The 13,122-nt window shown below is 49.2% G+C and carries 13 protein-coding genes; 6 read left to right on the top strand and 7 right to left on the bottom strand.

Features of this window, described 5'->3' with window-relative positions; all coding sequences use genetic code 11:
• The first annotated feature begins 171 nt into the window (after positions 1–171).
• Positions 172–1,530, top strand: coding sequence for an excalibur calcium-binding domain-containing protein (locus CRN96_RS04250; RefSeq protein WP_179647089.1), 1,359 nt, complete (start codon positions 172–174; stop codon positions 1,528–1,530).
• A 44-nt stretch (positions 1,531–1,574) separates the two neighbouring features.
• Here CRN96_RS04250 and CRN96_RS04245 read toward each other — a convergent pair whose 3' ends face one another.
• The 4 genes from CRN96_RS04245 to CRN96_RS04230 are packed head-to-tail and all read right to left on the bottom strand — an operon-like array spanning position 1,575 to position 5,005.
• Positions 1,575–2,270 (bottom strand): ABC transporter permease, encoded by a 696-nt coding sequence (locus tag CRN96_RS04245; RefSeq protein ID WP_097039461.1) that lies wholly within the window; start codon positions 2,268–2,270, stop codon positions 1,575–1,577.
• Complete coding sequence (locus CRN96_RS04240; RefSeq protein WP_097039459.1) at positions 2,267–3,208, bottom strand: osmoprotectant ABC transporter substrate-binding protein; 942 nt, start codon at positions 3,206–3,208, stop codon at positions 2,267–2,269. Before CRN96_RS04240 ends, CRN96_RS04245 begins: the two co-directional genes overlap by 4 nt.
• 22 nt (positions 3,209–3,230) lie before the next feature.
• Positions 3,231–3,866, bottom strand: coding sequence for an ABC transporter permease (locus CRN96_RS04235; protein ID WP_097039457.1), 636 nt, complete (start codon positions 3,864–3,866; stop codon positions 3,231–3,233).
• Positions 3,863–5,005 carry a betaine/proline/choline family ABC transporter ATP-binding protein gene (locus tag CRN96_RS04230; RefSeq protein ID WP_097039455.1) on the bottom strand — a complete coding sequence of 381 codons (1,143 nt, stop codon included), beginning with the start codon at positions 5,003–5,005 and terminating at the stop codon, positions 3,863–3,865. Before CRN96_RS04230 ends, CRN96_RS04235 begins: the two co-directional genes overlap by 4 nt.
• Before the next feature lie 223 nt (positions 5,006–5,228).
• Here CRN96_RS04230 and CRN96_RS04225 point away from each other — a divergent pair, with 223 nt between their 5' ends.
• Entirely contained in the window at positions 5,229–6,335 is a 1,107-nt protein-coding gene (locus tag CRN96_RS04225) for an alanine racemase (protein WP_097039453.1), read from the top strand.
• A gap of 20 nt (positions 6,336–6,355) precedes the next feature.
• A complete protein-coding gene (locus tag CRN96_RS04220; protein WP_097039451.1) occupies positions 6,356–6,841 on the top strand; it encodes a hypothetical protein in 486 nt (161 codons plus the stop codon).
• Positions 6,842–6,929: 88 nt separating this feature from the next.
• On the opposite strand, the gene CRN96_RS04215 is transcribed toward CRN96_RS04220, so the two are convergent.
• From CRN96_RS04215 to CRN96_RS04205, 3 genes are all read right to left on the bottom strand, one after another.
• Positions 6,930–7,193, bottom strand: a complete 264-nt coding sequence (locus CRN96_RS04215) for a hypothetical protein (RefSeq protein ID WP_097039449.1) — start codon at positions 7,191–7,193, stop codon at positions 6,930–6,932.
• 129 nt (positions 7,194–7,322) lie between these two features.
• Complete coding sequence (locus CRN96_RS04210; protein WP_097039447.1) at positions 7,323–8,060, bottom strand: DUF5067 domain-containing protein; 738 nt, start codon at positions 8,058–8,060, stop codon at positions 7,323–7,325.
• Positions 8,061–8,272: 212 nt separating this feature from the next.
• Complete coding sequence (locus CRN96_RS04205; protein ID WP_097039446.1) at positions 8,273–9,196, bottom strand: 1,4-dihydroxy-2-naphthoate polyprenyltransferase; 924 nt, start codon at positions 9,194–9,196, stop codon at positions 8,273–8,275.
• A gap of 127 nt (positions 9,197–9,323) precedes the next feature.
• Here CRN96_RS04205 and CRN96_RS04200 point away from each other — a divergent pair, with 127 nt between their 5' ends.
• The 3 genes from CRN96_RS04200 to menH are packed head-to-tail and all read left to right on the top strand — an operon-like array spanning position 9,324 to position 13,118.
• Positions 9,324–10,685: an isochorismate synthase gene (locus CRN96_RS04200; RefSeq protein ID WP_097039443.1), complete on the top strand. Its 1,362-nt coding sequence runs from the start codon at positions 9,324–9,326 to the stop codon at positions 10,683–10,685.
• Positions 10,682–12,343, top strand: a complete 1,662-nt coding sequence (gene menD / locus CRN96_RS04195) for a 2-succinyl-5-enolpyruvyl-6-hydroxy-3-cyclohexene-1-carboxylic-acid synthase (protein WP_097039441.1) — start codon at positions 10,682–10,684, stop codon at positions 12,341–12,343. The genes CRN96_RS04200 and menD overlap by 4 nt, the downstream gene beginning before the upstream one ends.
• Complete coding sequence (gene menH / locus CRN96_RS04190) at positions 12,333–13,118, top strand: 2-succinyl-6-hydroxy-2,4-cyclohexadiene-1-carboxylate synthase (RefSeq protein WP_245844537.1); 786 nt, start codon at positions 12,333–12,335, stop codon at positions 13,116–13,118. The genes menD and menH overlap by 11 nt, the downstream gene beginning before the upstream one ends.
• Positions 13,119–13,122: the final 4 nt, after the last annotated feature.

Genomic DNA, 13,122 nt, shown 5'->3' with positions numbered 1-13,122 from the left:
GTGGGTTTCATTTTTTTACCTTTAATATTCACCGGGGTGCTAGTCACTTTGGGAATTTACCTCAGGGCACTTTACAGTCGGAGCGTGGGCGGTGAGTCGCAGAATGATTTATGGAAAGGCACCACCATATCTGCATCAGTGACAATTTTGCTTATGCTCTTATATACTGCTGTGAGCAGCACTGTCGGCATCGCAGATATATTCACCGGCATACTTTTAATGGCGACTGCCGGACTGGTGCTGTCTCTTTTGTTCAACCGGAATTACAAAAATAAATATAATGAAAGAGGAAAATTCAACCGTACGACGGGCATCACGCTCGGCTTGATGGTGTTATCATTCGTTGTGATTGGTCTGTCTGCAGATCCGGAGGGAACAGAAGAGCACTTGGACAGTGGAGAAATCGCTGTAGAAGCGGGCATCGATGAAATGACTGAGGAAGAAGATGCTGAAGAAACCGAAGCCGAGCAGAGGGCGGAAGAAGAACAAGCTGCAGAAAAGGCCGAAGCCGAGAAACAGGCGGAGGAAGAACAAGCTGCAGAAAAGGCCGAAGCCGAGAAACAGGCGGAGGAAGAACAAGCGGCAGAAAAGGCCGAAGCCGAGAAACAGGCGGAGGAAGAGCAAGCGGCAGAAGAGACTGAAGCCGAGAAACAGGCGGAGGAAGAGCAAGCGGCAGAAGAGACTGAAGCCGAGAAGCAAACAGAGGAAGAAGATGTTGTCAAAAATGGACTGATACCTGTTCAGCTATACCGTGTTGTGGATGGTGATACGGTCCATGTCATCGACGAGGATGGCAACAATCTGAACTTGAGGTTATTGTTGATCGATACGCCGGAAACCGTCCATCCGAATGAGCCGGTACAGCCATACGGTCCGGAGGCTTCTGAAAGGCTCACCGATCTCCTGAATGGAGCTGGTCAGCTGTACATAGAATATGATGACGGCGATAAGCAGGATCATTATGGAAGGGAGCTTGTCTATCTTTATGCAGACGATGTGAACGTACATGAAGTCCTGCTTGAAGAGGGTCTCGCCAGGGTCGGTTACATCTATGAGCAGCAGCGGTATCTGGAAGATTTCAAGGTCGCCGAGCAGTATGCGAAAGATAACGGCCTCGGCATCTGGTCGATTCCGGGTTATGTCAATGAGGGCGGGGAAGGCTTCAACTACGAAGAAGAACCGGCTGTTGAAGAGCCTGCAGATGATGGAGGCGGCACGGATACCGGATCTTATAACTTCGCAAACTGCACTGAGCTGCGTGAAGTCTTCCCGGATGGTGTGGCGTCCGATCACCCGGCATATCAGTCCAAGATGGACAGGGACAATGACGGCTATGCATGTGAGATAAGTTCATCCAGCTCGGCGGAAACTTCCATTGAGGAACCTGCCGATACTTCGGCAGATACAGGAAATTATAATTTCGCAAACTGCACCGAACTGCGTGAAGTCTTCCCGGACGGCGTGCCATCCGACCATCCGGCATACCAGTCGAAGATGGACAGGGACAATGACGGTCATGCGTGTGAATAAGTAAAAGAGCTGACGAATCATTTTCCGTCAGCTCTTTTTTTTATTCAATTGATGGTCTGTACACGGTGGTTCTTTTCACTTGGTGCTTTCTTCCTCCTTGTCGGATCGAGCCTTCTTTCAATGAGTCTCAGGATGATATCCACAATCACTGCAATGATTGCGATCGGGACCGCACCGGCGAGTATGAAGACCGTTCCGTCGGAAGCATTCGTCCCGCGGATGATGACGTCTGAAAGGGTGGTCGCGCCGATGAATGAGCCGACGGCGACGACGCCTATCGCCACCACAAGCGCAATCCTTAAGCCGCCGATGATGACCGACAGTGCAAGCGGCAGTTCCACCATGGTCAGCACCTGGTTGCGTGTCATGCCCATACTTTTACCGGCATCTTTAATGTTTGAATCGACGTTCGATATGCCGGTGTATGTGTTCTTGATGATGGGCAAAAGGGCGTAGAAGAATACGGTGATCACAACCGTGGTGCTTCCGAGCCCCATCACGAGCATCATGATGGCGAGCATCGCGATGACGGGAATCGTCTGAATGATATTGGTCAATGTGATGACCAGGCCGGAGAGTTTTGAAAAGCGTGCAATCAGTATCCCGACGGGGATGCCGACTATGGAAGCGAAAATCACTCCATATACTGACATCAGCAGATGGTTGAAAAACAGCTCAAACATGTAGCCGCCGTTCACGATATAGTAATTGAAAAAGTCTGTAACGATATTTCCAGTCATGACTGATCCTCACTTTCCGGGTTCTCGAAATAATGGTTCGCTTCCAAAAATTCCTCGGCGACGATCGCAGGCTCCTTACCCTGGCCGTCCGCTTCATAGTTCAGCTGCTGCATCACGTCCGTCGTGATGATGCCATCAAGCTTATCCATGGTATCCATCAGTTCCGGATATTCATCGAGCAGCTCCTTTGTGGCAAGGGGTGCAGCGTCATAAGGCGGGAAGAACTGTTTATCATCTTCCAGGACGACGAGGTCGTAAGCTGCGATGCGGCCGTCGGATGTATAGCCGAGTGCGACTTCCAGGCTTCCGGTGTCCAGTGCATCATACACCAGGCCGATCTGCATCGGACTGATGCTGCCGAATGAAAAGCCGTAGTGTTCCGTAAAACCGTCATAACCATCACCGGGACGGTTCAGCCAGGTGGTGTCCACGCCGAAGCGCAGCTCATCCTTGTATTCTTCAAGGTCGGATGTCGTTACGAGGTCATATTCCTCGGCTGTCTCCTTGGTCACCATGAACGCATAGGAATTGTCAAAACCATAGGAATCGAAGTAAATCTGATCGAAACGCTCCGAGAATATCTCTTTGGCCGTCTCCATTGCCAGTTCAGGGTCATTGATCGGCTCCTGTTCGAGCGGACCTGTCATTTCGGTCCCTGAATAGCGGATCGCCGACATATTCGCATCACCGTTCAATACTGCGTTATGCTGCAGTGTAGATGCGCCGAGATTATTGATGATTGTCGGATTCAGCTCGCCGTCCGAGTCATGTTCAATCATGAGCCTCACGATATGAGCCATGATCTGTGATTCACTCGTATCGAGTGATGTGATCCTTATCGGGTCGTCGGTACCTCCGCCGAGCCCCGGCAGGCTGCATCCGGACAAAACCAGTAAAGAGGTCAGCATGACTATGAATATTTTCCTGTATTGTTTCATTGTAATCGATCTCCTTCCTTATTCATCTGGATACTTTTAGGCCTTTCGGAACTGACCATCTTTCCACAAAGGAAAGGAGCACATCCGTAATAAGCGCTATTGCTGTTACAAGTATGGCAGCGACAAGGATCATCACTGGTTCATACAAGTTCAGACCCTGGAAAACATAATCACCGAGCCCGCCTGCACCGATATAGCTTGCGAGTGTCGCCCAGCTGATGACATATACACTCGATAAGCGCACGCCTGACATGATGTAGGGCAGAGCCAGCGGGAAATCGACGGAACGCATGAGCTGCATATTCGTCATGCCCATGCTTTTTGCGGCCTCCTTCACTTCCCCAGAGATGCTCTGAACACCGATGATGGTGTTATTCAGCATAGGGAGGAGGATATACGCCGCAAGTGCAATGATCGCGGGTGTTTTCCCGATGCCGAATAAAGGTATCATCAAAGCGAGCAGGGCAAGCGTCGGAATCGTCTGCAGGACGCCCGCAGTCGTCAGTATGATGCCGGCAAGCCTTTTATTCTTGGCGATCAGTATGCCGAGCGGCACCGCTATGACAATCCCGATCACAAGCGCAAAAATTGAAATGTAGAAGTGCTCCAAAGTCTTCTCAAGCAGTTCAGCCCTGTTTTCCATTATGAAATCCATCATTGGCTATCAGCTCCAGTGACTTCATCTTCTCCCCATATGGATTCATAAACGATGTCGACCAGGTTGGAGCGGGTGATGAGCCCTTTAAGTATGTTATCTTCATCCACGACCGGTATGTTGCGTACGTTCCTCTTCAGGATGGTGCGGATGGAATCCTGGAGTTTGGAGTCCAGCCTCACCCTGTAGACATCACGTTCCATGATGTCGATCAGCTCCGTGTTTTTGCGCACGCCTTCCTGGATGTCCTCTATATCCAGGTAGCCCAGGAGCTTCTGCTCGTTATTCACCACAAAGATCGTGTCGATCCGTTTATCGCGCATGATTTTGACCGTACTGCTCAATGATTCATCGACTTTGACGGTGATCGGCACTTTCATCACTTCTTCTACTGTACGTATGTTCGGACGGTCCTGCAGCAGGCGGTTCTCACCGATGAAGTCCCGGACGAAATCATTGGCAGGAGCCTGCAGTATATTATCGGGCGTGTCGAACTGCAGCACCTTGCCTTCGGACATGATGCATATCCTGTCCGCCAGTTTGATCGCCTCATCCATATCGTGGGTGACGAAGATGAACGTCTTGTTCAGTTTCTTCTGAAGCTCTTTCACGAGATCCTGAAGCGTATCACGTGTAATCGGGTCGAGGGCACCGAAAGGCTCATCCATCAGGATGATATCCTGTTCCGCTGCGAGGGCGCGTACAACGCCGATGCGCTGCTGCTGGCCGCCTGACAGTTCGGATGGATACCTGTCCAGGAATTCTTCCGGGAGATCGACCAATTTGATCAGTTCCTTCGCTTTTGCCTCTTTCTTCTCCTCGGGCCATTTCAATAATTTCGGTACGAGTACGATATTTTCCTTTATCGTCATATGGGGCATCAGGCCAATCTGCTGCAGCACATAACCGATTTTTCTGCGCAGCTCCACCGGATTCATCTTACTGGCATCCTTGCCGTTGATCGTGATGGTGCCCGATGTGGGTTCAATCATTCTGTTAAGCATTCTGAGGGCAGTCGTTTTGCCACTGCCGGATGTGCCGATGAAGGCGATGAATTCCCCATGTTTAATATCCAGGGAAAGGCCATCTACAGCCTTTGTACTCCCCTGGTAAACTTTTGTTAGTCCTTTAATACTTAACATATGTTTTCTCCTTTTAGTGAAATTTGTTACATTCCCTTCATTATAACAAATATACGCCTGGTTTTGAAATTCGCTTACAAACAATATGTATGTGAAATGCAACTAAACAGGTGTTTATTTCAGCCGATGCCGTCTTTCTTGATGCTTGAAATGACCGTATGGATTTTTCAGTCAAATAAATATATAGTGGAGGTATGTAATCAATGGACAGGAGAGAATGATGATGAACGACATTCAAGTGGATACACCCGCACTGTTGATCGACCGTAAAATTTTGAAGCAGAACATCACTTCCATGCAGGAGTATGCCGACCGTAAGGGTGTGAACTTAAGGCCGCATACTAAAACCCACAAGATGCCGAAGCTTGCCAAAATGCAGATGGAGGCGGGTGCGGCCGGCATCACGGTGGCGAAAGTAGGGGAAGCGGAAGTCATGGCCGAAGCCGGCATCCGTGACATCTTCATCGCAAACCAGATCATCGGCAGATCGAAGGTGGGGCGGATACGCAAATTATCCGAATCGGTCAGCATCTCCTTCGGTGTGGACAGCATCTACAGTGTGAAGGAGATTGATGAAGTATTCGAAGGTGCGGATGAAAAAGCGAATGTAATGATTGAAATCGAAGTGGGGGAGAAGCGCTCGGGCATCATCCAGCCGGATGATTTCACCGCCCTGCTGGATGAGATAAAAAACAGCCGGAATGTCAGCTTCAAAGGTGTATTCTCACATGACGGGCATACGTATAAAGCTCAGACGACCGACGAATTGAAAGAACTGTATGACGACAGTTCAGCGAGAACACTTCACTTTGCAGGTCTTGCACGTAATCATGGGATGGAATGTGAGGTCGTCAGCATCGGTTCCACGCCGCCGTTCGTACTCGGCTTCGACATTCCTGAAGGCATCACTGAAATCCGCCCGGGCACCTATATACTGATGGATGGGTCACAGGCCAATGTACTCGGCCACAATGACACGTGTGCAGCAACGATCCTGACGACCATCATCAGCAAACCGACAGATGAACGTGTGATCACCGATGTCGGAGCCAAAGGCATCACCCAGCAGCACAGGAAGGTCGGATTGACCGCAACGAAGGGACTCGGTAAGGTCGTCGGATTCGATGATGTGCATGTCGACAGTGTCTTTGATGAACATGCAATCATCTATGATAAGAATTTCAGTGATGAAGTGGAAATCGGCGAGAAAGTCGAGATCATAATGAATCACATCTGCCCGGTCTCGAACCTTTACGAAAAAGCATATATCGTGGAAAATGGTGAAGTGGTGGATGAAGCTGCAGTTTCTGCAAGAGGGAAGCTGCAGTAGTCTGGAAGAAAAGGCAGTCGATGCTTATGGATATTGGTTCTGTAATTTTAATCATCGCCGCAGCGGTGCTGATTGGAATCCTGGCGCAGATACTCCTTGTAAAACGGAAGTCGGCAGTGAAGCTCAAGTTGAAGGATGAGCAGACCACTAAAGATGAGATGGACGATGAAAAATTGTACCGTTTCAAAGTGTCGAATGAATCGGATCAGTCTGTGGTCCTGACAGATGTCAGGTTATATTCGAACGGCACTGAAATTTTCGATAATGGACATCACCCGAGCTTCAAGGCACCGGAAGAAGTGGACGGTGATATCGTCCGGATTGATTCAAAGCGCATCCGTGACATCAGTCATCTAATCAGCATGAATTTCCTCGGCACGACCGTGGTGCAGCCGAAAGAAGAGATGACTTATTCATATTACCTGGATGAAATGCCGGACGAGATAAAAATCACCGTGAGGGAAAACAAGGATGTCGATATCATATTGAAGCCGGTGTTTAAATGACCGGGCATATAAAAGGCATGAAAAAATGGCGGCTCATCAGGTATCACGATGAGCCGCCATTTTTGATTTCAGCTGGCCGGGATCATATTCAGATTCTTTCGCTCAGGCTGTGGAGCAGCTCTCTGCTGTACTCCAAATAGCATTCGGAATCCATTTCATCCGAGTCTTTTTTCACCAGTTCGATTTTAATCAGTTTTTCATCTTTTTCAAAGAAAGGTACGGATTGTTCCGCATACTCCTCCGTCAATTTATAATACAGATCTTTCGCTTCTCCCTCATCCTGGAAAGAATGATTCTTCACGATGACTTCTTCCTCAGATTCATCAATTGTCTTAAGATTAATATCCACCATCTTTTACCCCTCCAATTAGCTCTGAATTCATTATAACAACATGTGAGGTGTAAAAATCAAGCAGAACGATATTGAAAAAAGGGCCGGGGTTCATAAACCCGGGCCCTGAGGCATCCTGTAAATTCACTTTTACTCTTCGGAATCCTCTTCTTCCTCTTCTTCTTCGTCATCGGTTTCTTCAGTGCCGGTGTCTTCCAGTTCGATCGTTTCATTGAGAGAATCGTCATTACGGCTTTGAAGTGCTGTTTCAAGCGTAGTGTCCACAGGGCCGTAGGCTACAAGAGCAGTGGCTGATTCACCTGGCTCGACAAGTTCGACTGATTGGTCGACAAGGTCTGATTGCTCATGGTCTTCAGGCAGATCCATAGTCAGGTTATCCAGCGTTATATCTCCGCTTTCAGCCAGCTGTCTTACAGCCATCTCAAGTCCGAAAGCTTCTTCCGGAGTCGTCGGTACATCTCCGTTGTTTGTATATTCAAATTCGATGAGTACAAGTTCAGTCGGTTCGGCTTCTTCAGCTTCCTCTTCTTCCTCCTCCTCTTCTTCCTCTTCAGCTTCTTCCGGTTCTAAAGTGTACTGTTCGAAACCGGCCACAACAAAGTCTCCATATTCACCTGAATATGTAATTTCTCCATCGCTGCCTGATTCACTGTCGGCCGAATCTTCGGATCCAGCATCCTCCTCGGCTGCTGTATCTTCTTCTTCTTCCTCTTCTTCCTCCTCATCAGCAGTATCTTCTCCAGTTTCCCCGGCTTCTTCTGTTGCTGCATCATCAGTTTCTTCTTCGGTGGTGTCATCCCCGTTACACGCTCCAAGAAGCAGAACTGTGGAAAGTCCGCCTGCGAGCAAATATTTTTTTAGACTCATCTTTAGTTTCCCCCTAATTTATAGATACATCACAATTATAATAATATTTTGACAAATAATCAATTTTTATTCCGGATTTTGAAGTAATGAAGCGGGTTTCCCCTTAAATTATATGGAATTATTGTTTTACAGCAGCTTTTCATATGCTGTCGCTGGAATTTCTGATATGTTGGGGGAAATGAAAAAACCTCTTCATTCGAAGAGGTTTTTCATCAGATGCCGGTGATGCCGTAAATCAGGAGACCGATCGACAGCAGCAGGCCGAACATCGTATTCAATTTGCCCATGGAAGCCATTGCCGGAATCAGTTCGACCGGGGTGTCGCCATTTTTCCACTTCACGACGGTTTTGAATGCGAGCGGGGCGGACAACAATGGCAGAAGCAGGAATACCGAACCGAAGGATTCGAAAAGCGCAATCCATATCAGGAAGACGTAGCAGAAGGCGAGCAGTGCTGCAGACGTGAGTACCGCAACCGGCTTGCCGACGAGGATGACGAATGTTTTACGTCCGCTTTCCTGATCTTTCTTACGGTCCCTTATATTATTTGCCATATTAAGGAGCCCGATGGTGATCGCGACCGGTATGGACATCAGCAGCGGGAAGTAGTGGAGCGTGCCCGTATGGATGAAAAACGTGATCATGATGATCACCGTGCCCATGAAGAGCCCGGCAAAGATTTCACCGAAAGGCGTCCAGGAAATCGGGACGGGGCCGCCGGTATAAAAATATCCGACCGCCATCGACACCACTCCGATGACGAGTATCCACAGTGATGAATTGAACGCGATATAAAGTCCGATGGCTGCAGCGATGATGTAGAATATGACCGCGATATTGAAGACGGACCGCGGGGACATGCCGTTCCTCACGATTGCACCTGCAATGCCGACAGAGTCGCGGGTATCGAGCCCGCGCTTGTAATCGAAGTATTCATTGAACATATTGGTCGCGGACTGTATCAGTAGCGTTGCAACCAGCATGGCTATGAACATGTCCCACCTTATCGGGCCGAACAGCAGGACGCTGAAGGTTCCGACGAGGACGGGGACGAAACTTGCAGTCAGCGTATGGGGTCTCGTTAAGCTTATGTATTTTTTGATGCCTGTATGAGTATCTGGACCTTGCACATTCATCTTCCTTTACCTTTAAGTTGACGAGTTAATATTATCATATTTGTCGCCTTAAATGATAACTCTGGATACACAGTATAGCCAATAAATGATAAAATATGAGTATCTATGGAGAAAGAAGTGTAAAAGAATGAATTTGGTAGAATATGAAGATTTAGTCGAGGAAGTGATTATAGACTCTGATTCAAAATATATCACTTTACATATACCGATTCACGAATATGATATCAGCCATGCCCAGTTGTTCACTTATTTCAAGGATTATGCGGGCGAGCGCTATTGGTTCCAGTCGAAAGACGGTGGATTTGACAATATCGGTATAGGATACAGGAAGAGTATCTCCAGGGACAAATTCAAAGCAGCATCCTTAACTTCCGAGAAAAACGATCTTTACAACAGCATACAGATGGTACCGCTCAATGGTGATTTGTCATCGCGCCTGAGTTTATTCGGCGGGGTGAAATTCGATGATAAAGATACAAACGATGAATGGTCCGATTTCCAGATGGTCGAATTCCATCTGCCGGTCTATCAGTTCGATCTGGTGCGTCAGGAAGTTTTTTATACCATCCCGCAGCATTCGCAGAAGCTGACGGAGGCATTGGCGGATTTGTCGGAGGTACTGAGTGGGCTATCACAGACGGAACCCGACGCTTATGAAAAGGCTGAAGTCAGCATCATCAAGGACATCTTCCCGGATGAATGGAAAGAACTTGTGGATGAAGCGGTGGAAGTGCTCGATGAGGAGACTTTCATGAAAGTCGTCCTTGCCAGGCAGCGCCTGATCACATTCAAATCCGGCATCGACCCGCTGTTCATACTGGACCGTCTGAAGGATGAGAAAGAAACTTATACCGTCTACTATGAAAAGGGCACGAGTGCTTTCGTTTCGAAATCACCCGAGCGCCTCTTTGAAATCGAAGACAACCAGCTCTGGACGAATGCGATAGCGGGTTCCGCCCCAAGGACGGATGATGAGGATGATAATACGTATCAGCAGAATTTTCTCCTGCACGATGAGAAGAACCGTTATGAGCATGAACTGGTGAGGCAGTCGATTGTTGAAGACTTGAAGCCTTTCAGTTACATCATCGAATATGATGAAGTGCCCCATATCCTGAAAAATAAATATATATATCATCTGCACACCCCGATTAAAGTCAGTCTGAATGACGGCATCGAAGTATTCGATATACTGCAGGCGATCCATCCGACACCTGCAGTCGGCGGACTGCCGAAAAAAATCGCGAAAGACTACATCAAGGATCAGGAATACGGCACACGGGGTCTGTATGCAGCACCGATCGGGCTCATCCATGATAATAACGACTCAGAGTTCGTCGTGAGCCTGCGCTCCATGCTCGTCTCCAGGACAAGTGCGACCCTTTTTGCCGGATGCGGCATCGTGAAAGGTTCGTCATCGGAAAAGGAATTCCAGGAAACGGACGTGAAATTCACACCGATGATGAATGTTTTGGAGGTGGAGAATTGAATCATCAGGAAGCATTGACCACGCAGGTCTTCAATCTGATCGACTGCCTTTACGCACGTGGCATGGAGGAAGTCGTCATCTCGCCGGGCTCAAGGTCCACGCCGCTCGCGCTGGCTGCAGAAATCCATCCGGAGATCACGACATATATCCATCCGGATGAGCGGAGTGCCGCGTTTTTCGGCCTCGGGCTCGGGAAGAAAGACAGGAAGCCGGTGGGGCTGATATGTACTTCCGGGACTGCTGCGGCAAACTATACGCCGGCGGTCGCTGAAGCGGGCCTCAGCCGTTCGCCGCTCGTGATCATGACGTCAGACAGGCCGGCGGAACTCCAAAATATCGGTGCGCCGCAGGCGATCGATCAGGCGGATATGTACAGCAATTACGTTTCATACTACACGGAACTGCCGGTTGCTGAAGGGACGCAGGATTATAAGGGCCTCATAGAGACGAAAGTGATGCAGGCTGCGCAGTTCTTTACAGGTACGAATACAGGACCGGTCCATTTCAACATCCCGATCCGTGAGCCGCTGATGCCGGATTTGAGCCGGACGGATTTATTCCACAGGAAAAAAATCGAAACGGTGGAACGGACGATCCATAACAATGTTGAAAAACTGACGGGTGACATACTGATCATCCTCGGTGAGACGTCACGTCCACTTGATGATTTGGAGGCGGTCTTCAGCCAGGAAAATGTCACGGTGATCGCAGACCCGAGGCAGCATGCACGCCTCGGCAGTGAACATATCGTCACGACGCACGATCTGATGTTCTCAACTTTTTCGGAAGAACAGCTGGGGCAGCTCGAAAATGCACTCGATTACATCGTGCGTGTCGGGGAACCCGTCACATCGAAGCTGACGAACCGCTTCCTGGGCAATTCTTCGGTTCCACAGATATTGATCAGTGAATACGACGGCCTGAAAACATTCCCGGTGCCGCCGGGAACGGTTTACACGGGAGATGCCGGTGCGATACTTAAAGAGCTGATCGGGACCGGTGGAGCGTCACCGGTGAAGGAGATGTTCACCAGGCTCGACCGGGAGATGAAAAATCATATCGAAGAAAGAATCGGGGACTACGATGATGAAGGGCGTTTCATGCATGAAGTCCTCAGGCGTTCACCGGACGGGATCATTTTCGCCTCGAGCAGCATGCCGATTCGGGATGTCGAGCGTTATGACACGCGGCTCAAGCATAAAATCTATGCCAACCGCGGGGCGAACGGGATTGATGGCGTGGTCTCGACTGCGATTGCGATGGCTGCAAGTGACAGCGTCACGCTCGTCATCGGGGATATCGCACTTTATCATGATATGAACGGCCTCGTCATGGCAAAATTGAATGATATCGACATCAACATCGTCGTGTTCAACAATGATGGCGGCGGCATATTCAACTTTTTGCCGCAGTACGAAAATAAAGACCATTTCGAGCGATTGTTCGGCACACCGCTCGGACTGGACTTTGAACATACCGCAAAACTTTATGACTTCACTTACTCCAAAATCGAATCGACAGCTGACCTTAATGAATTGGTGATTCCAAAATCCGGCAGGAACCTGATTGAAATCATGACCGACCGCACCGATAACCTGAATTCACATCAGGCACTCAAAAAAGAAATTGGACAGCTGGTGAAAAAATTTGAAATTTAAGTTGCATCATCACTTCAGCGACAACGGTTGTGATGAAACCGTGCTGCTGCTGCACGGCTTCATGGCCGACTCGGGCAGTCTGAGCAAGGTGGGTGATGCCCTCAGCGGCCGGTTCAACATACTCTATATCGACCTGCCGGGTTTCGGGGGCACACGGAGCACGGGACATGATTATGATATGGAAGTGCTCTCCGGCGCCCTTGAAAATAAGCTGGATGAGCTCGGACTGTGTGAAGTGCACGTCTTCGGCTACTCCATGGGCGGCAGGGTCGCTTTATCGTTCGGCATACTCCATCCGGAGCGCGTCCGTTCATTGATGCTGGAAAGTGCCTCCCCGGGTCTCAAGACCGCGTCTGACAGGGAAGCGCGACAGGCGATCGATGAAGAGCGGGCAGTGAAGATCACGGATGATTACCGGGCTTTCCTGGATGAATGGGAGAGCATGGGTTTATTCCAGTCGCAGCAGTCCCTGACGGAAGAGACGTTCCATGAGCAGCGGAAGATGCGGGAATCGCAAGTACCGGAAGAAGTGGCGGACAGTCTCAGGAAATACGGCACAGGCGTCCAGCCGGCGTATTGGGACAGGCTGGCTGAACTTAAAATGCCGGTGCTGCTGATCGCCGGGGAGCGGGATGGGAAGTTCGTCTCCATCAACGAAGAGATGCAGGAAAGCATACCTCATGCAAGATTTGAGGTCGTGGAGGGCGCCGGACACAACATTCATTTAGAATCGCAGAAAAAATTTGATACAATGATATCAGAGTTTTTAACTTAGGAGG

Origin of the sequence: Salinicoccus kekensis (assembly GCF_900220995.1) — a bacterium.
Classification (GTDB): domain Bacteria; phylum Bacillota; class Bacilli; order Staphylococcales; family Salinicoccaceae; genus Lacicoccus; species Lacicoccus kekensis.
Note: the sequence above shows the minus strand (reverse complement) of the source record. Positions and strands in the feature narration are given on the sequence as shown.

Excerpts from the sequence above, each read along its gene's own strand:
- CRN96_RS04225 (WP_097039453.1), top strand. The coding sequence starts at position 5,229 with ATGAACGACATTCAAGTGGATACACCCGCACTGTTGATCGACCGTAAA.
- CRN96_RS04230 (WP_097039455.1), bottom strand. The coding sequence starts at position 5,005 with ATGTTAAGTATTAAAGGACTAACAAAAGTTTACCAGGGGAGTACAAAG.
- CRN96_RS04245 (WP_097039461.1), bottom strand. The coding sequence starts at position 2,270 with ATGACTGGAAATATCGTTACAGACTTTTTCAATTACTATATCGTGAAC.
- CRN96_RS04235 (WP_097039457.1), bottom strand. The coding sequence starts at position 3,866 with ATGATGGATTTCATAATGGAAAACAGGGCTGAACTGCTTGAGAAGACT.
- CRN96_RS04220 (WP_097039451.1), top strand. The coding sequence starts at position 6,356 with ATGCTTATGGATATTGGTTCTGTAATTTTAATCATCGCCGCAGCGGTG.
- CRN96_RS04205 (WP_097039446.1), bottom strand. The coding sequence starts at position 9,196 with ATGAATGTGCAAGGTCCAGATACTCATACAGGCATCAAAAAATACATA.
- CRN96_RS04210 (WP_097039447.1), bottom strand. The coding sequence starts at position 8,060 with ATGAGTCTAAAAAAATATTTGCTCGCAGGCGGACTTTCCACAGTTCTG.
- CRN96_RS04200 (WP_097039443.1), top strand. The coding sequence starts at position 9,324 with ATGAATTTGGTAGAATATGAAGATTTAGTCGAGGAAGTGATTATAGAC.
- CRN96_RS04240 (WP_097039459.1), bottom strand. The coding sequence starts at position 3,208 with ATGAAACAATACAGGAAAATATTCATAGTCATGCTGACCTCTTTACTG.
- CRN96_RS04215 (WP_097039449.1), bottom strand. The coding sequence starts at position 7,193 with ATGGTGGATATTAATCTTAAGACAATTGATGAATCTGAGGAAGAAGTC.